Genomic DNA, 17,952 nt, shown 5'->3' with positions numbered 1-17,952 from the left:
GAGTCCCCAACACACTACACAGATAGGTATCACTGTGAGCACTGAGCACACTGCCGCACCGGCGATTGCTGATATGTCCGAGCAGATGCAGATTCGCCTGGAAAAGCGTGCGAAGCTGATCGAGTCGGGTCGCGAGGCATACCCGGTGGGTCTGCTGGATTCTGAGGGTAACCGCGTGGAGCCCAACCACATTGAGGATCTGCGCGCCGAGTACGATCCGAAGCTGGCTGCTGAGGAGCTGAAGGCTGGCGACGAGACTGACCGTGTGGTGCATGTTGGTGGCCGCGTGGTGTTCGTCCGTAACACCGGTAAGCTGTGCTTTGCGACCCTGCAGGGTGGTACCGAGGGTAAGCGTATCCAGGCGATGCTGTCGCTGGCTGAGGTTGGCGAGGAGTCCCTGTCTGAGTGGAAGTCCCTGGTTGACCTGGGTGACCACGTGTTCGTGACCGGTCGCGTGATTGTTTCTCGCCGCGGTGAGCTGTCCATTATGGTGACCGACTGGAAGATGGCGTCGAAGGCGCTGCGCCCCATGCCGGTTCTGCACAAGGACCTGAACGAGGAAACCCGCGTTCGCCAGCGTTACCTGGACCTGATGGTTCGCGAGGAGGCTCGCGAGCTGGTGAAGAAGCGCGCCCTGATTACCCGCACCGTCCGCCGCGTGCTGGAGGATCACGGCTACATTGAGGTTGAGACCCCCGTTCTGCAGCTGGTGCACGGTGGCGCGACGGCTCGCCCGTTCCGCACCCACCTGAACGCTTTTGACCAGCCGATGACCATGCGTATTGCGACCGAGCTGCCGCTCAAGCGTGCAGTGGTTGGTGGCATTGACCGCGTGTACGAGATTGGTCGCGTGTTCCGTAACGAGGGTGTGGACTCGACCCACAGCCCCGAGTTCACCACCCTGGAGTGCTACGAGACGTATGCTGACCAGTTTGTGATGGCTGAGCGCATGAAGGAGATTATCCAAAGCTGCGCGAAGGCTGTCGGTACCGAGCGTATTGAGACTGAGAACGGCACCATTGACCTGTTCGGTGAGTGGAAGTGGGTTGGCGTGTACCCGGGCCTGTCTGAGGCTGTGGGCGTTGAGATCACCCCCGAGACTGACGCTTCGGTTCTGCGTGAGATCGCTGAGAAGCATGAGGTGGACATCGACCCGAAGTGGGACGCTGAGAAGCTGGTGACCGAGCTCTTCGGTGAGATTGTTGAGCCGACCCTGGTGAACCCGACTTTCGTGTACGATTACCCGCCGAGCGCTCAGCCGCTGGCGCGTCCGCACCGTTCCGGTGAGCCGCTGATTGAGGCGTGGGACCTGATTATTGGCGGTATGGAGCGCGGTACTGCGTTCTCCGAGCTGATTGACCCGGTTATTCAGCGTGAGCGCCTGACCGCTCAGTCGCTGCTGGCTGCTGCCGGTGATGACGAGGCGATGGAGCTGGATGAGGACTTCCTGCGCGCCCTGGAGCACGGTGCACCCCCGATGGGTGGCCTGGGTCTGGGTATTGACCGTCTGATTATGCTGCTGGCGGGCGATCAGGATCCGGAGCGTCCGGGTACTGTGGTGCGTCAGCCCGGTATTCGTGAGACTATTCTCTTCCCCTTGATGAAGCCGGAAGCCTAAGCTTCTGACTTCTGCATGAGGTGATAATGCGGCGGGTGCCGCGGATACGCTTGTATCTGCGGCACCCGCCGTTTTCTGTGCACTCTTTTGCACGGTGTATAGCTTCTGAGGTGGAGTTTTCTGTTTGTTTGCACAGGTCAGGGACGTTTTAAGGTGCTTTTTTGCTCTATTCTGGTGCTGATTTATGCTGCTCTATTCACTCTGGCGGGGGTTTCTGCTCTTATGCATGAACGCGTTACATAGAAAATAATGAGGGGTTGGGAGATAGCAGAATTTCGCTTTTGAATAGAGCTGAAATGTATGGTGCGAATGGTCTAATGTGCAGGCTCGTGCGGGCGCTATATTTCACTCAGATTGTCGGGGACGCCGGGGTACATTATTAGGTGTCTTTGTCTCTGGGGGCTGTGTCTGCTGCCTGGAAGAATCCAAAGTATTTGCACTCTAAACTTCACTTTAATGTTCTTGTAGCGAGTGCAGATTTAACGGGGATGCACAGAAGCGATATATCGCTGCGGATGATTGGCGTATTGTTTCAAAGCTCAGAATATTTTCGGAATCTTTAATATATTTCTGATACTATATGAAAGAAAATTAGTACATAAATATATCCGGCACACTATTTTCTCAATCCCGATAGAGGCTTTTGAGTTTACTCCACAGGATATATGCAACAGATGAGGAGGTGCCTCAATGGCACAGAAGGTTCGCATCATCCTTGAAGACGATCTCGATGGCGGCCCCGCAGACGAAACTATCCGTTTTGGTCTGGACGGCGCTCACTACGAAATCGATTTGTCCTCCGCAAACGCAGCTCGCCTGCGTGACGCTATCCGCCCCTTCGTAGCGAAGTCCCGCCGCGTGCAGGGCACCGCTACCCAGCGCACCCGTGCCCCCCGTGGTACCGCTGCTCCGGTTAAGCGCAACCCCGAGACCGCAGCAATTCGCGAGTGGGCTAAGGCTAACGGCCACAAGGTTTCTGACCGCGGTCGTATCCACCAGGATGTTCAGGACGCATACTACGAAGCAATGAAGGCTCAGGGTTAAAGGCTCTTAGTATTCATGCTGTCGGAGGGTTTGGTGCTTTAGGGCTCTAATTCTTCGGACGCTAAAGGCGGATGGTGTTATCACCGTCCGCCTTTAGTTTTGCCCCGGTATTTCTTGATATGCGTTACATATCTGCTGGGGGTGGTGGGGTGTTTTTATATCACCCACCCCAATTAACTATTTACATGTAAAATATATTGATCCTTTGCTGATGCCCGCTTCTGAATTATTAGGAGGAAGAGTGGGGAATCGGATGCGCAATCTGGTGTCGAGTGCGGGTTCCCCATTTAGGTTTCATGCATTGGCAGGAACACTAAAGGTAATGTTGCATTAATCTCTTCAAAGCGGGGGATATGCACTGTGATATTCATGCGATCGTTGCGTTGGGTATTCCATCGAAGGGGCTGGAATGTACTGACTGAAATTTTCGAATAATTGGGAGCCCTGCATCTTCGGTGGGGCTTTCAGAACTTACGGATTATCTCTTGATGGGGCGCCGAAATGATGCGGGAATTATCCGGAAAATAAGCGCCGCGTTATCCGGCAAATATTTTTTGCGAATTATTGAAATTTCTCACTTAAACATATAAATTTTTAAAAATTTCTGCAATATATTCATGCACGTGCAGGAAACAAGCGGTTTAGGTGTTGGTCTATGTGGGTTCTTGTGTGTTCGCCCCTCCCGCAAACCCTCGTATCGGCACCGTAGACCCTCGGAACCCACTTGTAGCACCTGTCCGCGGTACATCCGACGGCAATATGCGCACACTCTGCACAGACTGCCTCCGCAAAAACAGCCAGCCCCGGCAAAAACAGCTGGCCTCGGGAGAAGCAGTCAGCACCGACAAAAACAGATAGCACCGACCTGGCGGCACCCATCCACCTTCAGGTAGGCTCACCTGCGTGAGCTAGACCCCTCAAAACCGCCCCCGAGCCCCGCCAGAAGCCCCGAAACCGCGCCTAAACCGCCCCTAGAACGCCCGGAACAGCTCATCTGTTCTCTTGATGGCGAACAGACGCCCATCAGCCCGCCCTTTCAGCCGCGCTCAACGTACTCTTGTATCAATAGGAAAATGCAAGGAGTGCGTAAATGTTTGAACGCTTTACCGATCGAGCTCGGCGCGTTGTGGTGCTTGCCCAGGAAGAGGCACGCATGCTCAACCACAACTATATCGGTACCGAACACCTTCTGCTCGGTCTGATTCACGAGGGCGAAGGCATCGGTGCCCGCGCCCTGGAATCATTGGGCGTTACCCTGAACGCAGTACGTGAACAGGTTCAGGACATCGTCGGCCCCGGCCCCCAGGCGCCTAACGGCCACATCCCCTTCACCCCGCGTGCGAAGAAGGTTCTCGAACTGTCCATGCGCGAGGCTATTCAGCTGAACCACGGCTACATCGGCACCGAACACATCCTGCTGGGCATGGTTCGTGCAAACGAGGGCGTGGCAAACCAGGTGCTGGTCAAGCTGGGCGCTGAGCCCGCTGCCGTGCGCCAGGCTGTTATGGACCTGATTTCCGGCTACCCCGGTAACAACTCTGGCGATAAGGAAACCGCCGGCGTGGGTGCAGGTAACTCTCGCGAAGGCACTCCCGCGGGTTCGACCATCCTGGATCAGTTCGGCCGCAACCTCACCGCAGCAGCGCGTGAGGGCGAGCTGGACCCGGTCATCGGCCGCCACAAGGAGATGGAACGCGTCATGCAGGTCCTCTCCCGCCGTACTAAGAACAACCCCGTGCTGATTGGTGAGCCCGGCGTCGGTAAGACCGCCGTCGTGGAGGGCCTGGCACAGGCTATCGTGCACGGTGACGTTCCCGAAACCCTCAAGGACAAGCACCTGTACACCCTGGACCTCGGCTCCCTGGTCGCAGGTTCGCGCTACCGCGGTGACTTCGAAGAGCGCCTGAAGAAGGTCCTGAAGGAAATCCGCTCCCGCGGCGACATCATCCTGTTCATTGACGAGATTCACACCCTCGTTGGTGCAGGTGCCGCAGAGGGCGCGATTGACGCTGCCTCCATCCTCAAGCCCATGCTGGCTCGAGGCGAACTGCAGACCATCGGTGCAACCACCCTGGACGAGTACCGCAAGCACATTGAGAAGGACGCCGCCCTGGAGCGCCGCTTCCAGCCGATTCAGGTTGATGAGCCCTCTCAGGAGCTCGCCGTGCAGATCCTCAAGGGCGTGCGCGATAAGTACGAGGCACACCACCGCGTCACCATTACCGACGAGGCCATCGAGACTGCCGTGAACCTTGCGGCACGCTACATCTCTGACCGCTTCCTGCCGGATAAGGCTGTCGACCTGATTGACGAGGCGGGCGCACGCCTGCGCATCAAGCGCATGACCGCACCCCCGGAAATCAAGCTGCTCGACGAGAAGGCCGCCAAGCTGCGCCAGCAGAAGGAAGACGCCATCAACTCCCAGGATTACGAGAAGGCCGCTGGCCTGCGTGATCAGGAGCAGAAGGTCCTGGCTGAGAAGGAAGAAGCCGAGAAGGTATGGCGCGAAGGCGGCGACGCATTCGGCACCGTGACCCCCGAGGTTATTTCTGAGGTTCTGGCCGCTTCCACCGGTGTTCCGGTCTACAAGATTACCGAGGAAGAGTCCAGCCGCCTGCTGACCATGGAGCAGGAGCTCCACAAGCGCGTTATCGGTCAGGAGCACGCTATCGCGGCGCTGTCCCGCGCTATCCGCCGTACCCGCGCAGGTCTGAAGGACCCGCGCCGCCCGGGTGGTTCGTTCATCTTCGCCGGCCCGACCGGTGTGGGTAAGACCGAGCTTGCCAAGGCTCTGGCGGAGTTCCTGTTTGGCGATGAGGATTCGCTCATCACCCTGGATATGTCCGAGTACCAGGAGAAGCACACCGTCTCCCGTCTGTTCGGTGCGCCTCCCGGCTACGTTGGCTACGATGAGGGCGGCCAGCTGACCGAGAAGGTCCGCCGCAAGCCCTTCTCCGTGGTCCTGTTCGACGAGGTTGAGAAGGCTCATGCCGACCTGTTCAACTCGCTGCTGCAGATCCTGGAAGACGGTCGACTGACCGACTCGCAGGGTCGCGTGGTGGACTTCAAGAACACCGTCATCATCATGACCACCAACCTGGGTTCGCGTGACGTGAACCGCCGCATCCCGGTTGGTTTCCAGGCGATGGACGACACCGCAGCCGACTACGAGCGCATGCAGGCACGCGTGATGGAGAACCTCAAGGAGCACTTCCGCCCCGAGTTCCTCAACCGCGTGGATGACATTATCGTCTTCCCGCAGCTCTCCGAGTCTGAGATTCTGCAGATTGTGGACCTGTTCGTGGGTCGCCTGGCTAAGCGCCTGGCGGAGCAGGATATGTCCATTGAGCTGACCAACGCTGCGAAGGTCCTCATGGCGGCTAAGGGTTACGACCCGTCCATGGGTGCTCGTCCGCTGCGCCGTGAGATGCAGCGCAACATTGAGGACGCCCTGTCTGAGAAGATCCTCTTCGGCGACATCAAGCCCGGTGAGAAGATCACCGTGGACGTTGAGGGCGAGGGCGACTCCGCGAAGTTCGTCTTCTCTTCTCAGCCGATGAAGGAGCTGGCTCTGGACTCGGTGCAGGAGCTGAACGAGGATGCCGCAGAGGCTCCCGCAGCTGAGGCACCTGCTGCTGAAGGTCAGGGCAACGACTAAGCTCTGGAATAAGTCCTAGGTAGCTAGGCTTAGCGCACTAAACGCCTGAGGGGCGGTACCGGAATTATTCGGTACCGCCCCTCAGGCATTTCTATTATAAGCCCCAGGAGCCTCTAGGAGCCTGTCTGCGGCGGGTACTAGAGCGAGACGAGCACAGTACCGCCCTGCGTGACTTCGCGGGCGAGAGAGTCCGCCAGAAGCCCCGCGTAGCAGCGCTGCAGCTGCTCGGCGGCGGGGGAGAGCGCATACAGCGCCTTGAGCGGGCGATGCACCGCGGCGGGTGCATCCGCCGGGAAGGCCAAGTCAGGCGAAGCTGATGCACCAGTGGCCGCAGTGGTGCCTGCACCCAGGATGAGGTCGCGTTCCACCGGCTCATGCGCCGCACGCAACACCGCCATGACTGCGCCGCGCACCTGGCGGTCCGTGCCGTGCCAGCTCTGACCCTTGGGGGTGTAGTCCGCCTCCGGCTTGCCTGCCGCAACCCAGGCACACAGATCCTCCACCGGGCACAGCTGACAGGTCGGGGACTTTGCCGTGCAGACCAGCGCACCAAGCTCCATGGTTGCCGCATTCCACAGGCAGGAGGTGGGGGTGTCGGCGGGCATGAGCGCCTCCGCCAGGCGAGTCTCAGCAGCCGTCAACGAACGCGAGGGCAACGCCTTGCCGGAGACAGCGCGCGCATGCACGCGGCGGATATTCGTATCAATCACCGTCGCGCGCAGACCAAACGCGAACACGCTAATCGCCGCCGCCGTGTAGGAACCCACGCCCGGCAGCGCCAGTAGCGCATCGTAGTCGGCGGGAACCTCGCCGCCGTGCTGCTCCACAATCGCTACAGCGGCACCGTGCAGACGCTGCGCGCGGCGCGGGTAACCCAGGCGGCCCCAGGCGCGCACCGCCTCCGAGGTGGGCTCGGCGGCAAGGTCGGCGGGGGTGGGCCAGCGGAGCATCCACTCCTCCCACACGGGTAGAACGCGCTTGACGGGGGTCTGCTGCAGCATAAACTCGCTGACCATTACGCCCCAGGGGGTGCATTCGTCACGACGCCACGGCAAATCGCGTGCCTGGTCGAGGAACCACTGGTTAATGCGTTGGTGAAGCGCTTCAACATTGGTTCCTTCGGGGAGGTGCTGAGTAGGGGTGGATGCTTCTGTGGTCATCCGAAAAGCCTACGCCACAGGGCATATATTCCCAAAACTGCATGAACAGAGTTCACTGTGATTCTCAGGGTTAAACCCGGTATCCTTAAGAGTATGTCTGAAAATGGTCCCGTTCTGCCTCCCGAAGTCTACCGCCGCCGTCGCATCGTGGCGGTTATTGCTCTGCTCGCTATTATTCTGCTGCTGGTTGCCGGCGTGACCTCCATGGTCGGCATGATTAACGGCAAGAAGGAGGCTACCGTAGCCTCCACCGCGACGGCTTCCGGTGCACCCTTCCAGAGCTTCAGTGCTCGCCCCTCCGAAACTGCTTCGGCAACCCCGTCCGCTAGCGCGACTGCCTCGGCTAGCGCTACTGCTTCGGCAACCCCCTCGGTGACCGCTTCTGCGGCACCCACTGCAAGCGCGACCACCGCTACCCCCGTAGCAACCCCGACCACGCCCGCGCCGACTCCGACTACCCCCGCACCCTCGGTGACCACTGCGGCTGTCGCGGCGGCATGTACCGCGAACGACCTAAAGGTGACCGTCACCCCCGCGAAGCGTACCTTCGCAGCCGGTGAGCAGGTGTCCTTCCACGTGACCTACACGAACTCCTCGAAGACCCCCTGCGCTGTGGGCGGCGAGGGTGCGAACACCGGCGTGGACCTGAACATCACCTCCGGTGCGGCTCAGGTGTACACCCGCAGCCTGTGCGCAGCGACTGCCGTTCAGAAGGCTGAGGTAGCCGCAGGTGCCGAGGCGGCAACCGACCTGGCGTGGGACCGTAAGATCAACGTCCTGGGTTGCTCTTCCGCTTCGACCGCTCAGAAGGGTTCTTACTGGGCGACCGCCACGGTGAATGGTGTGAGCTCGGCTCCGGTGAACTTCGTTATTCAGTAGTTCGCCTGCCTGATGTTCACAACGTCTGAACTTTCATAGTTTTTGCCCGTGAATGGGCGCGAAAAGCCCCCGTGCTGGATGATCTCCGGCGCGAGGGCTTTAGCTTTTATCTGGTTGCTACTTGGAGGCGCGAGGCTTGGCGAAACGGCGCTCGCCCAGATACCCGAGCAGGCTACCGAATGCGGTCCACTGCAGTGCCGCCAACAGCAGGGTGGACAGGTCGGTCACCTCAAAAGAATTGGGGATGACCTTGAACCACAGCAGCGGCAGGTAAATCAGGAACAGGATGGGGGACGCCCACACGAAGAACGGGACGGGGCGCTTGGTGCGTGAGTACGACATTGTGACCTCCTTGGGGTGTCAAGGTGTGAAGGGTAACCTCCACTGTCACTACATCATAATGCAAAAGGTCCTTGTGAGGCAGGAAAAGGCCGCCGAGTAGATGTACTTCTAGATGTATTTTTCTAGGCTGCTCTCGGCCATGCGGGAGAGCTGCTCACGCACCGTGCGGGCGCGAGCCTCACCCACACCGTCCACGGCACGCAGGTCCTCAAGGGATGCCGCCATGAGAGCCTGCAGGCTGCCGAAGCGCTCCACCAGACGCTCAGAAATAGCGTTCGGAATGCTCGGAATACCGGCGAGCAGGCGGAAGCCGCGCGGTTGCAGGGGAAGCTCCAGGTCGGGGTTCTCACCAAACCCAACAGCGCGGGAAATCGCGCGCAGATCCACGATGTCCATATCATCCAGGTTCTGAAGCGCCTCAACGCCGGCGGTAATCAGCTCGTCGTTCACCTCGGGCAGGTAGTCGCGCAGAATCAGGTCGCTAGCGGTCATCTCGGGGGCGCGCAGCTCCTCCAGCTGCAGGGCAATGAGGCGGCCGTGCACGCCGAGCTCCAGCACGTAGTGGCTGACCTCGCGGATAATGCGGTTCACCATCTCCATACGCTGAAGGGTCATCGCCACATCCGCCAGGGAAACGTTCGACTCAATCTCCAGGGCAGACAGGCTGGAGAGCACCGAACGCAGACGCTTCTTATAGCTTTCAAGGGTCTGAATCGCCTGGTTTGCGCGGGCCATCAGGTACTGGCTGTCCTCAACCATGTAGCGGGTGCCGTCAACGTACACCGAAATCACGGACATCGAGGCACTCACCGAAATCACCGGGAAACCGGTCTGAATCGCGGTGCGTTCGGCGGTGCGGTGGCGGGTGCCGGACTCGTTTGTCTCAATGGAGGCGTCCGGCATGAGCTGCACGCCGGCGTGCAGTAGGCGGGTGGCGTCACGGTCGCAGATGATAGCGCCATCCATCTTCGCCAGCTCGCGCAGGCGGGTTGCCGAGAACTCAGTGTCGATATTGAAACCGCCCGACGACATGGAGGATACGGTGCGGTCGGATCCGAGTACGATGAGTGCGCCCGTACGGCCACGCATGATGCGTTCCAGGCCCTCGCGGAGCTCGGTGCCGGGGGCGATTCGGGCGATAGTTTTAAGCAATAGGTCACTATAATTCATCTGCACAAAAAACATTGTACCTGTAAGGGCGGTTATTGAGCCAGGTCAGGGGCGGAACGGCGGGCTAAAGTGCCTCAAAAGCGAACGGATATTCTCGATATTTATACAGGAGTGCACGAGGTGAAACTACCTGCATTTAAAAGTAAAAATGCGTTCTGCGGTACCCCATTTCGCCGTGACCAAACACCGCGCGCCATATCGCTCCAGACCCTAAAATAGACCCATGACCGCGCGCACGAAAAACACCAAAACCGCACCCGCCTACCGCTGCACCGAATGCGGCTGGACCACCGCCAAATGGGTAGGCCGCTGCGGCGAATGCCAAACCTGGGGCACCGTCGAAGAAGCCGCCGGAGGCACCCGTGCGCGCACCCGCGCCGCATCCAGCGTGCAGAAACCCGCCCAGCCTATCGCAGAGGTCGACTCGCGCGTAGCCGCCTACATGAGCACCGGAAACCCCGAATTTGATCGCGTGCTCGGCGGCGGACTCGTACCCGGCGCGGTCATCCTCATGGCGGGCGAACCCGGCGTGGGTAAATCCACTCTGCTGTTGGATGTCGCCGCCACCTTCGCGCGCGGCACCGCCGGGAGTGCGGGACAGCAGGGGGTGCAGAATATCGCACCCCAGCCGCCGCGCCCGGTGCTGTACATTACCGGCGAGGAATCCGCCGCGCAGGTCAAGCTCCGCGCCGACCGCATCCGCGCCATCGCGGACACCCTCTACCTGACCAGCGAAACCGACCTCGGCACCGCCCTGGCGCATATTGAGCAGATCAACCCCTCCCTGCTGGTCATTGACTCCGTGCAGACCCTCGCCTCCGCGGAAGTTGAGGGTAGCGCCGGCGGTGTGACCCAGGTGCGTGAGGTTGCCGCCTCCGTGATTGCCGCGGCTAAGGAACGCAATATGTGCACCCTGCTCGTGGGTCACGTGACTAAGGAAGGCACCATCGCGGGCCCGCGCCTGCTTGAGCACCTGGTGGACGTGGTCTGCCAGTTCGAGGGCGATAAGCACTCGAATATCCGCATGCTACGCGCGATTAAGAACCGCTTCGGACCCACCGACGAGGTGGGCTGCTTCGACATGCACGAGGACGGCATCGCACCGGTGCTGGACCCCTCCGGCATGTTCGTCTCCAGTACCCCGCACCCGGTGGCGGGCACCTGCGTGACCGTCACGATGGAGGGCCGCCGACCCCTGCTCGCGGAGGTACAGGCGCTACTGGATCAGGCGGTGGCACCCGCCCCGCGCCGTACCGTTTCGGGCCTGGATTCGGCGCGTATTCAGATGCTGCTGGCGGTGCTGCAGCGCCGCGCCGGGCTGAACGTGGGCAAGCTCGACTGCTATGTATCCACGGTGGGCGGCGCAAAAATTGCCGAGCCCGCCGCCGACCTGGCGTGCGTTATGGCGCTTGCCTCGGCGGCGCAAAATAAGCCGCTACCGCGCAAACTCGCAGTCTTCGGCGAGGTGGGCCTGGCCGGTGAAGTGCGCGCCGTGCCGGGCATCCGCCAGCGCATTGCGGAGGTGGGCCGCCTGGGCTTCACGCACGTGCTGGTGCCCGCCTCCCCGACCGGCGTGGGGGACGTGCCCGAGGGCGTGACCGTGCGTGAGGTAACCACCCTGGGCGAGGCGCTCGCGCTGCTCTTCCCGCAGAAGTAGCCACCCGCGCATCAACAGCATAGAGATAGCGGAGGAGGGGGCTCCCGGCTGGCGTGAATGCCGGCCGGGAGCCCCCTCCGCTGTGTCTTGACGGTTGCCACTGACCCCGCTAGAACCCCGCTAGGAGGAGCGGCTCTCCTCCTCGTTCTCGTGCAACATGATGTTGATCGAGCGGGTGTTGAGCTTGTTCGTGCGGTGGGTGTTCACCGCGCTATCGGTCACGTCGTCAACCACCATGGAGTCATCCATGTCAGCGTCAACAATCGGGATTGCCGAGGTACGCGGTGCGTGCTTCGTGACCGCCTCACCCAGGGGCACCAGAACCGCCACGGCGTCCTTGTGGGACATACCGGTTGCCTCCATAAAGTCCACCACAATCAGGCGGAGCATCAGCACGAGTGACTCGCCCTCAAAGGTTGCCACACCCATCGTGCGCGGCTCGAGGGTGCCGGCAAGCTTAATCATGCGCTCGCGTGCCTCCATCATGTAGTGCTCGCGTTCGCCCTCTGTCGGGGCAGACATGCCCAAGCCGAGGCTCTGTGCCGCCACCGACAGCTCGGTCAGCGCGTCACTGAGCGAGAGCTGCGCGGCAGTGCGTAGCTGCACGTGGTGAATCGTGGACGCCATGCGGCGGTTGAGCACGCGGTCGTTACGGATCGCCAAATCTACCGCGGCGAGGGTCTTTGCCATGCGCGCCAGCTCGCCCTTGCTCTTGCGGCTATTCCAGGACAGCTCATTCATACCCTGCGCGGTGATTAGGTCGCCTCGGCACGCATCATACAGCGGTTGCAGGGCGCGTGCATCAAGCAGGCTCTGGTACGCCTTGTTGTAGTCGTAGTAGCGGATTGCCTCGGAGGAAAGCTGGAAAACCTTCGCGAACGCATCCATGAGAGCCTGCGCGCGTTCACGCGGGTTCTTACGCGGGTCGCGTGGCATCAGGTACATGGCGAGGAACGCGAAAGCGCCACCAACAATACCGTCGAAACTGCGGGTGAACGCATCGTCAGGTACGGGCAGCAGCAACGTGAAACAGGCCTGGAAGCTGAGCTGAATCGTAAAAATAATGCCCTTATCAATAAATCGGGCAATAATCACGGTCAAGAAAAGCACCACTGCCGCCTGCCAGGTGCCGTGACCGAGCAGAATCAGCAGAAGGTCGCCAATGAGAATGCCGAGGGTCACGCCGAAGGAGACCTCAAGGATTCGGCGGGAATGCTTAGCACCGCTTACATAGCCGAGGGATACGAGGGCAGCGACCGGCGCGAAAATGGGTTCCTGGTGGCCTAGGATGTGCTCAGCGAAAAGCCAAGCGCCCATAGATGCCGCAACAATCTGCACAGACTGAAAGAAGTCAGCCCGGACTCGGTGAATACCCTCATGGACGAACTGCCGGGTGTTCTGTTCAGTAGTGCGTAGAATCTCTGCGAAGCGTGCCATGAGCACCATCATACCGGCGCGTGTGCTCTGTACAAGGGGGTAGGGGAGTGTTGGGTGCAAGTGTGAGAGACCCCGCGCCCCGAACCCCGCTTAGCGCCCCGGCTTGGGCGGTTTTGCGTGCCGAAACCTCAGCTTGCGTACCGAGACCTCAGTGCAAGGGGCTTAGCCGCGAATCTAGCCGCGGAGGCGGCGCGCCACCCTCGCCAGCAGACCCGGCTGGGCGGGATGCGCCTCGGCGGGTGCTTCAGAATAAGCCTCAACGGTGACGGGGCGCGTCTGTTCCGCACCGTGCGCGCTGTACCCGCCGATTGCGCGGGCACACTCGAGCTGCCGGCGGTGCTCGGCATCCCAGGAGTGAGCCCGGTCAGACATCGCCCACTCGAACCCCGCGGTGAGGGAGGTTTCGGTGAAGAGCTCGCGTGCGGCACGGACGGTCGCACCCAGCGGCTCGGGGAGCGCCGGAACCTGTTCCACGGTGGGGAAGGGGGCGGGTGCCTCTACTTCGTCCAGCTTTTCTGCGCCAGATGCAAGAATCTGCGTGAGCAGGTAGGCGCGCTCGGCGCGCAGAACCTCCAGCAGCTCGGTGCGGCGTGCATCCGATGCCACCGCCGCGTGCCGCAGGGCGGCGGCAACCATCAGCTCGGGAACACCGCCGGCGAGCATGCCCAACGGCAGGGTGAACTCGCCCAGCCCGTACTGGCGCAGGGCGCCGCCCACGCGCATCTGCGTGAATGCGTCCGGCACGAGGGCGAGCACGGGAATGCCCGCCGCGGCGGAGAAGACCGCCGGGTGGTAGCGGCTGGTCAGGGTGAACGCCGCCGCGCGGTGTACCGCGATGCTCTGGTCGGCGTGCAGAATCGGTAGCAGGGTAGCCGGGGTGGAGGGGCTGAGCTGCTCGGCGATGCGCTGGTGCGCCTGAATATCGCCGCTGGTCGGGTCCTGCGGGTCACCGTAGTGGCTCAGGAATACGGGCGCGTAGCCGTGCTCGCGCCACATACCATTGAGTAGACGCGCAATCTGCTGTGCCTGCTGTTCGGTGCGCTCGTTGACGGTCACGCAGACGTAGTGTTCCGGCAGCTTGTTAAGCATCTGACCTGCGGAAATACCCTCTGCATAGCGCAGGGTGCGTGCCGGGGAGTCCACCAGGTAGTCGGTGGCGTCGTCCACGCTCAGGCGCGCGTCAATACCCCGCTCACGGCACCAGGTGAGCGAGGAGCTTTCGCGTACCGTCACCGAACGGGCGGTGCGCAGCATACGCTCCAGAACCTGCGCATCCTCGGGGTTGAGGACCGGGCCCAAGGACTGGCCGGTCACGTACACGGGCACACCCGCATGTTCGGCGGCACTCACCGCGGCGGCGCGTTCGTAGAGCAGCCAGCCGTAGCGGGAGTTGAGGTTACCGCCGCCGGAGACCACGAGCGCGTCCATGGCGGCGATGGAGTCCGCCAAGCCCACCATGCGTTCGACGGTCTGTTCCAGCGGGTGCAACACCTCGGGCAGCGCCTGCACCTGCGGTAACGCCACCAGCTCAGAGGTGGAGGGGCGCTCTCGGTCGGCGTGCAGCTCCGTCAGGACGCACTCGAACGCCGCGAGGGTCAGCTCGCGTTCAGCCGGCGCCCAGGGGAAGAGGAAAAACGGCAGGTACTCGTAGGGCGCGCCCGCCTCATGCTGTGCCGCCTCATGATTCACCGCTGCGCCAATATAGCGCGCCGAATGGCCCACATCGCGGGTCATGAGGGTGACCGCCGCGCCGCCTTCGGAAAGCGCCTGAGCGCTCGCAATGGTCATGGCTTCGTCGCCCACGTGGTAGGTGTGCTGGCCGATATCGCCAATGACGAGCACGCGCGGTGCTTCAGTAACGGGCAGTGCTGTAGAAGAATGATTGTTCTCTGTCATGGCTATGCGCCCTTCTGATCTGCCGACCCAGCCTCTGCCGAACCAGCCTCAGCACCGCGACGAACCAGGGAACGCTTCGCCAAGGAACGCAGCGCGCGGCCCGGGGTGCGCAGGTGCTTCAGAACCCGCAGACGCTCCTCAATAGCCTGCTGGCGGTTCTCAATAGCCTGCTGACGGGCCTCGATACGTTCCAGGCGGCTCTCAATAGAGCGCAGAATATCTAGGGATTCGCGGGTCAGATCGTGCCCGTCAATCACGCGACGCTCCAGGTCAGCCGCCAAATGCGCCTGATACAGGTACGCACCGGGTCGGGCACCCGCCTGCAGATCCTCGCGGATAGCGCGGGCACGCACCAACGAATCGAAGCGGGCATGATCAGCCTGACGCTTCACGCTATTTGCCTCAGCACCTTCTGCGTCGGGGCGTAGCGACCAGTACGCCAGCGGCTCATCCACCAGCAGAATATCCGCAACGGAGGCGGCACGCATGTTGAACTCCCAGTCGCCGACCACCGGCAGGGACTCGTCGTAGAAACCGACCAGCTCGTGTAGGCTGCGGCGGTAGAGAATACCGATTGGCACGGCACGGTTCGTGCGGAAGAGGAACTGCAAACCCATGCCGGGCAGGCCGTCGTGGAAAATACGCTCCTCGTACACCTCGAACTCGCCGTCGGCGTTCTCACGTTCGTACCGCTCCACAACGCGGGTGGTGCACATGAGCGCGCCGCTCTCTTCCAGCGCCGCGACGGTGCGCTCCAGGAACTCGGGTGCCCACAGGTCGTCGTCATCGTGAATCGCCACGTATTCGGAGGTGGTCGCCGCCAAACCGGCGTTGGATGCCGCCTCCATGTTGCCGCCAGCGGTGGTCAGCAGCTGCACGCGGCTGGAATCCTGCGCGTTAGAACCCAGCAAACCCAGCGGGGAAGCCTCAATGACGGCGCGGGTTGCCTGCTCGTCGCCTCCGTCGTTAATCACGCAGACCGTGTAGTCGGTGAAGGTCTGCTGCGCAATATTCTCCAGCGCGCGGCTCAAGAAGCGGGGGCGGCCCTTCGTGCGGACCAGAATAGCTACGGTAGGGGAAGACATAACCACAATCAGTCGAGGGTGAATGGGCCCGTGCCAGCCCAGGAACTCAACCCATTATGAAGGTGTGCACTGTTCAGACTCAACCCGCCGCCCGGCTAACCCGCGACAGTGGGCATGCAGGGGCACGAGCCGCCCCTAAAATTTAGCTGATGGACTGTAGCGCCACCATTGCCAGCACACCGAGCACAAAGCACGCCGGAATGGTTACCAGCCACACCAGAAGAATCTGCAGAACAATCCTGGATTTCAACGCGTTAAAACGCTGGTTCACTCCCGCGCCGAGCGCCGATGCAGTCGCCAGGTGCGATGAGGAGAACGGCACCTGCAGCAGGAAGTAGCCGAGCACCTGCACCACCGCGGTTGTGCCCTGAGCGACCGCGCCACGGAACGGGTCTAGGCGCACCATCTTGTAGGCGAAGGTGTAGCCGATGCGGCGGCCACCGGTTAGCGTACCGGCACCCAGGCTGAGGGCAATGATGAGGGTGCCCAGCAGCATCCCGCCTCGGGTGAGAGATTGAAGCAAATCCGGGTCTATGATGCGTTCGCTCAGCAGCGCCCACAGCAACAGGTACAGGTAGCCGGTCTGCAGGCCGTGCAACAGCGAAATCGCGGAGGCAGACACCGCCAGCACCTCGCGGGCGTGCTGATTCACCAGGCGCGGGTTATGCCCCACCACGAGGCGGTAGAACGGCACCACCATCAGCCAGGACAGCAGAAAAATGAGCGGCGGTAGGTAGAAGAGCGGCAGCAGGGTCGCCCCAAAAATATGCGGCAGGAAGGCGAGCGAACCGAAGCCTTCAGCGGCGCTGTCGATCCTTGTTTGGGTCCACCAGCTCACGCCGGCAAGGGCACCCACCAGCGCGTGGGTCGAGGAAGACGGAATCCTCGAAACCCAGGTGAGCACACCCCAGATAGCGCAGACGAGCAACGCCGCAACGATGCCGTTCAGGCCGGTGGTACCCTCCGGGGCACTCACCCATGAGGCGGAATACTCACCGAGCAGCAGGAACGCACCGACCACACCGAGCACGTTGAAGAGCGCGGCAAGGTACAGGGCGGAGCGCTCGCCGAGGGCGCGGGTACGCACCGGAACAGCGACGGCGTTTGAGGCGTCGTGCACACCGGTCACGTAGACCGCGGCAATGAAGGCGCAACAGGCTAGAAGACCCAGGAGCATTAGGATTCCTGAACGATAATGCGGCCGATCTCGGCGGACACATCACGCATAGCGTTGGAAGCGGCGGTCAGCTGCGCCAGGAAGGTGGCGTAGCGGCGGTACCGTTCGGGGGTGTAGCGTTCGGCAATGTACGCGTCGTATTCTTCGGCGGTGCGCAGCGCCTGGCGGGAGATGCGCAGCATGTCCATCCAGTAGTTGTCGAGGCCGCGAATATCAGCAAGTTTGGGGATGACGGCGGCGGTCAGCACCGCCTGACGCTGAATAATATCCAGGATTGAGGTGATGTGCGTGGCGAAGCCGTCAATGCTGTGCAGGGACAGCACGTGTGCGGCGCTGGTGAGCTTCTCAACGGCGTTGGTGAGCTTGCGTGCCAGCGTGTACAGGTCTTCACGCGGAATCGGCGGGGAGAAGGAGCTGCGCACCTCGGTGAGGGTTCGGAACAGCAGGTTCGTGGAGTCCGCCTCGTGGGTGAGCATGCGTTCGAAGAGTTCGGGGTACTCCGCGACGGGGGAGCCGACCATTTCAGAGAGCAATGCCGCCGCCTCACCGACCTGCGCTGAAATTTCAGCGAGGGAGGCGAGGGATTCGTTTGCGTGGGGGAAAAGTCGGTGCAGCATAGTTCCCAGTCTAACCAGTATTGGGTGGTGCGGGTGCGCATAGCCCGCGCGTATCTCATGAGCGCTCGACCCGCAAACGTCACTGCAACGACCAGTAAATGTTATAGCGCCGACCTGTTCGCGGTTGCCCGTGAGGGTTTTAAACAAAAAACGGTGGGGGTCGATTTCTCGACCCCCACCGGAACGTTTAGGGATGTCGGGTTGGGAGCGCC

At 61.5% G+C, this 17,952-nt stretch carries 13 protein-coding genes; 5 read left to right on the top strand and 8 right to left on the bottom strand.

Annotation, left to right across the window (positions count from 1 at the left end):
- Positions 1-34: 34 nt before the first annotated feature.
- From lysS to HMPREF2836_RS08195, 3 genes are all read left to right on the top strand, one after another.
- Complete coding sequence (gene lysS / locus HMPREF2836_RS08205; protein WP_080974502.1) at positions 35-1,618, top strand: lysine--tRNA ligase; 1,584 nt, start codon at positions 35-37, stop codon at positions 1,616-1,618.
- Positions 1,619-2,308: 690 nt separating this feature from the next.
- Positions 2,309-2,662: a histone-like nucleoid-structuring protein Lsr2 gene (locus tag HMPREF2836_RS08200; RefSeq protein WP_012902780.1), complete on the top strand. Its 354-nt coding sequence runs from the start codon at positions 2,309-2,311 to the stop codon at positions 2,660-2,662.
- A gap of 1,090 nt (positions 2,663-3,752) precedes the next feature.
- The gene (locus HMPREF2836_RS08195; RefSeq protein ID WP_070630057.1) at positions 3,753-6,320 is read left to right on the top strand and encodes an ATP-dependent Clp protease ATP-binding subunit; all 2,568 of its coding nucleotides are present in this window, start codon (positions 3,753-3,755) and stop codon (positions 6,318-6,320) included.
- Between the two features lie 137 nt (positions 6,321-6,457).
- Here the strand turns inward: HMPREF2836_RS08195 and HMPREF2836_RS08190 are convergent, their stop codons facing one another.
- Positions 6,458-7,480, bottom strand: coding sequence for an HhH-GPD family protein (locus tag HMPREF2836_RS08190; RefSeq protein WP_070630056.1), 1,023 nt, complete (start codon positions 7,478-7,480; stop codon positions 6,458-6,460).
- 93 nt (positions 7,481-7,573) lie between these two features.
- Between HMPREF2836_RS08190 and HMPREF2836_RS08185 the strand changes: the two genes are divergently transcribed.
- A complete protein-coding gene (locus tag HMPREF2836_RS08185; protein ID WP_070630055.1) occupies positions 7,574-8,359 on the top strand; it encodes a hypothetical protein in 786 nt (261 codons plus the stop codon).
- Between the two features lie 117 nt (positions 8,360-8,476).
- Here HMPREF2836_RS08185 and HMPREF2836_RS08180 read toward each other — a convergent pair whose 3' ends face one another.
- Both HMPREF2836_RS08180 and disA read right to left on the bottom strand, forming a co-directional pair.
- Positions 8,477-8,701 (bottom strand): hypothetical protein, encoded by a 225-nt coding sequence (locus tag HMPREF2836_RS08180; RefSeq protein WP_060824234.1) that lies wholly within the window; start codon positions 8,699-8,701, stop codon positions 8,477-8,479.
- Between the two features lie 108 nt (positions 8,702-8,809).
- On the bottom strand, positions 8,810-9,886 hold the full coding sequence (gene disA, locus HMPREF2836_RS08175; RefSeq protein WP_049352358.1) for a DNA integrity scanning diadenylate cyclase DisA: 1,077 nt from the start codon (positions 9,884-9,886) through the stop codon (positions 8,810-8,812).
- 208 nt (positions 9,887-10,094) lie between these two features.
- Between disA and radA the strand changes: the two genes are divergently transcribed.
- The gene (gene radA, locus HMPREF2836_RS08170) at positions 10,095-11,528 is read left to right on the top strand and encodes a DNA repair protein RadA (RefSeq protein ID WP_070630054.1); all 1,434 of its coding nucleotides are present in this window, start codon (positions 10,095-10,097) and stop codon (positions 11,526-11,528) included.
- A gap of 120 nt (positions 11,529-11,648) precedes the next feature.
- On the opposite strand, the gene HMPREF2836_RS08165 is transcribed toward radA, so the two are convergent.
- From HMPREF2836_RS08165 to HMPREF2836_RS08145, 5 genes are all read right to left on the bottom strand, one after another.
- Complete coding sequence (locus tag HMPREF2836_RS08165; RefSeq protein WP_049340432.1) at positions 11,649-12,977, bottom strand: FUSC family protein; 1,329 nt, start codon at positions 12,975-12,977, stop codon at positions 11,649-11,651.
- Between the two features lie 162 nt (positions 12,978-13,139).
- A complete protein-coding gene (locus tag HMPREF2836_RS08160) occupies positions 13,140-14,861 on the bottom strand; it encodes a polysaccharide pyruvyl transferase family protein (protein WP_070630053.1) in 1,722 nt (573 codons plus the stop codon).
- A gap of 2 nt (positions 14,862-14,863) precedes the next feature.
- Entirely contained in the window at positions 14,864-15,946 is a 1,083-nt protein-coding gene (locus HMPREF2836_RS08155) for a glycosyltransferase family 2 protein (protein WP_070615405.1), read from the bottom strand.
- 142 nt (positions 15,947-16,088) lie between these two features.
- On the bottom strand, positions 16,089-17,123 hold the full coding sequence (locus HMPREF2836_RS08150; protein WP_070615402.1) for an inorganic phosphate transporter: 1,035 nt from the start codon (positions 17,121-17,123) through the stop codon (positions 16,089-16,091).
- On the bottom strand, positions 17,123-17,740 hold the full coding sequence (locus tag HMPREF2836_RS08145) for a hypothetical protein (protein ID WP_005504391.1): 618 nt from the start codon (positions 17,738-17,740) through the stop codon (positions 17,123-17,125). Before HMPREF2836_RS08145 ends, HMPREF2836_RS08150 begins: the two co-directional genes overlap by 1 nt.
- Positions 17,741-17,952: the final 212 nt, after the last annotated feature.

Source organism: Rothia sp. HMSC065C12 (genome assembly GCF_001812085.1).
GTDB lineage: Bacteria > Actinomycetota > Actinomycetes > Actinomycetales > Micrococcaceae > Rothia > Rothia mucilaginosa.
Note: the sequence above shows the minus strand (reverse complement) of the source record. Positions and strands in the feature narration are given on the sequence as shown.

Bases quoted from the DNA above. Each gene is read 5' to 3' on its own strand.
- radA (WP_070630054.1), top strand. From the start codon at position 10,095: ATGACCGCGCGCACGAAAAACACCAAAACCGCACCCGCCTACCGCTGC.
- HMPREF2836_RS08145 (WP_005504391.1), bottom strand. From the start codon at position 17,740: ATGCTGCACCGACTTTTCCCCCACGCAAACGAATCCCTCGCCTCCCTC.
- HMPREF2836_RS08200 (WP_012902780.1), top strand. From the start codon at position 2,309: ATGGCACAGAAGGTTCGCATCATCCTTGAAGACGATCTCGATGGCGGC.
- disA (WP_049352358.1), bottom strand. From the start codon at position 9,886: ATGTTTTTTGTGCAGATGAATTATAGTGACCTATTGCTTAAAACTATC.
- HMPREF2836_RS08150 (WP_070615402.1), bottom strand. From the start codon at position 17,123: ATGCTCCTGGGTCTTCTAGCCTGTTGCGCCTTCATTGCCGCGGTCTAC.
- HMPREF2836_RS08195 (WP_070630057.1), top strand. From the start codon at position 3,753: ATGTTTGAACGCTTTACCGATCGAGCTCGGCGCGTTGTGGTGCTTGCC.
- HMPREF2836_RS08190 (WP_070630056.1), bottom strand. From the start codon at position 7,480: ATGACCACAGAAGCATCCACCCCTACTCAGCACCTCCCCGAAGGAACC.
- HMPREF2836_RS08185 (WP_070630055.1), top strand. From the start codon at position 7,574: ATGTCTGAAAATGGTCCCGTTCTGCCTCCCGAAGTCTACCGCCGCCGT.
- HMPREF2836_RS08160 (WP_070630053.1), bottom strand. From the start codon at position 14,861: ATGACAGAGAACAATCATTCTTCTACAGCACTGCCCGTTACTGAAGCA.
- HMPREF2836_RS08180 (WP_060824234.1), bottom strand. From the start codon at position 8,701: ATGTCGTACTCACGCACCAAGCGCCCCGTCCCGTTCTTCGTGTGGGCG.
- HMPREF2836_RS08165 (WP_049340432.1), bottom strand. From the start codon at position 12,977: ATGATGGTGCTCATGGCACGCTTCGCAGAGATTCTACGCACTACTGAA.
- HMPREF2836_RS08155 (WP_070615405.1), bottom strand. From the start codon at position 15,946: ATGTCTTCCCCTACCGTAGCTATTCTGGTCCGCACGAAGGGCCGCCCC.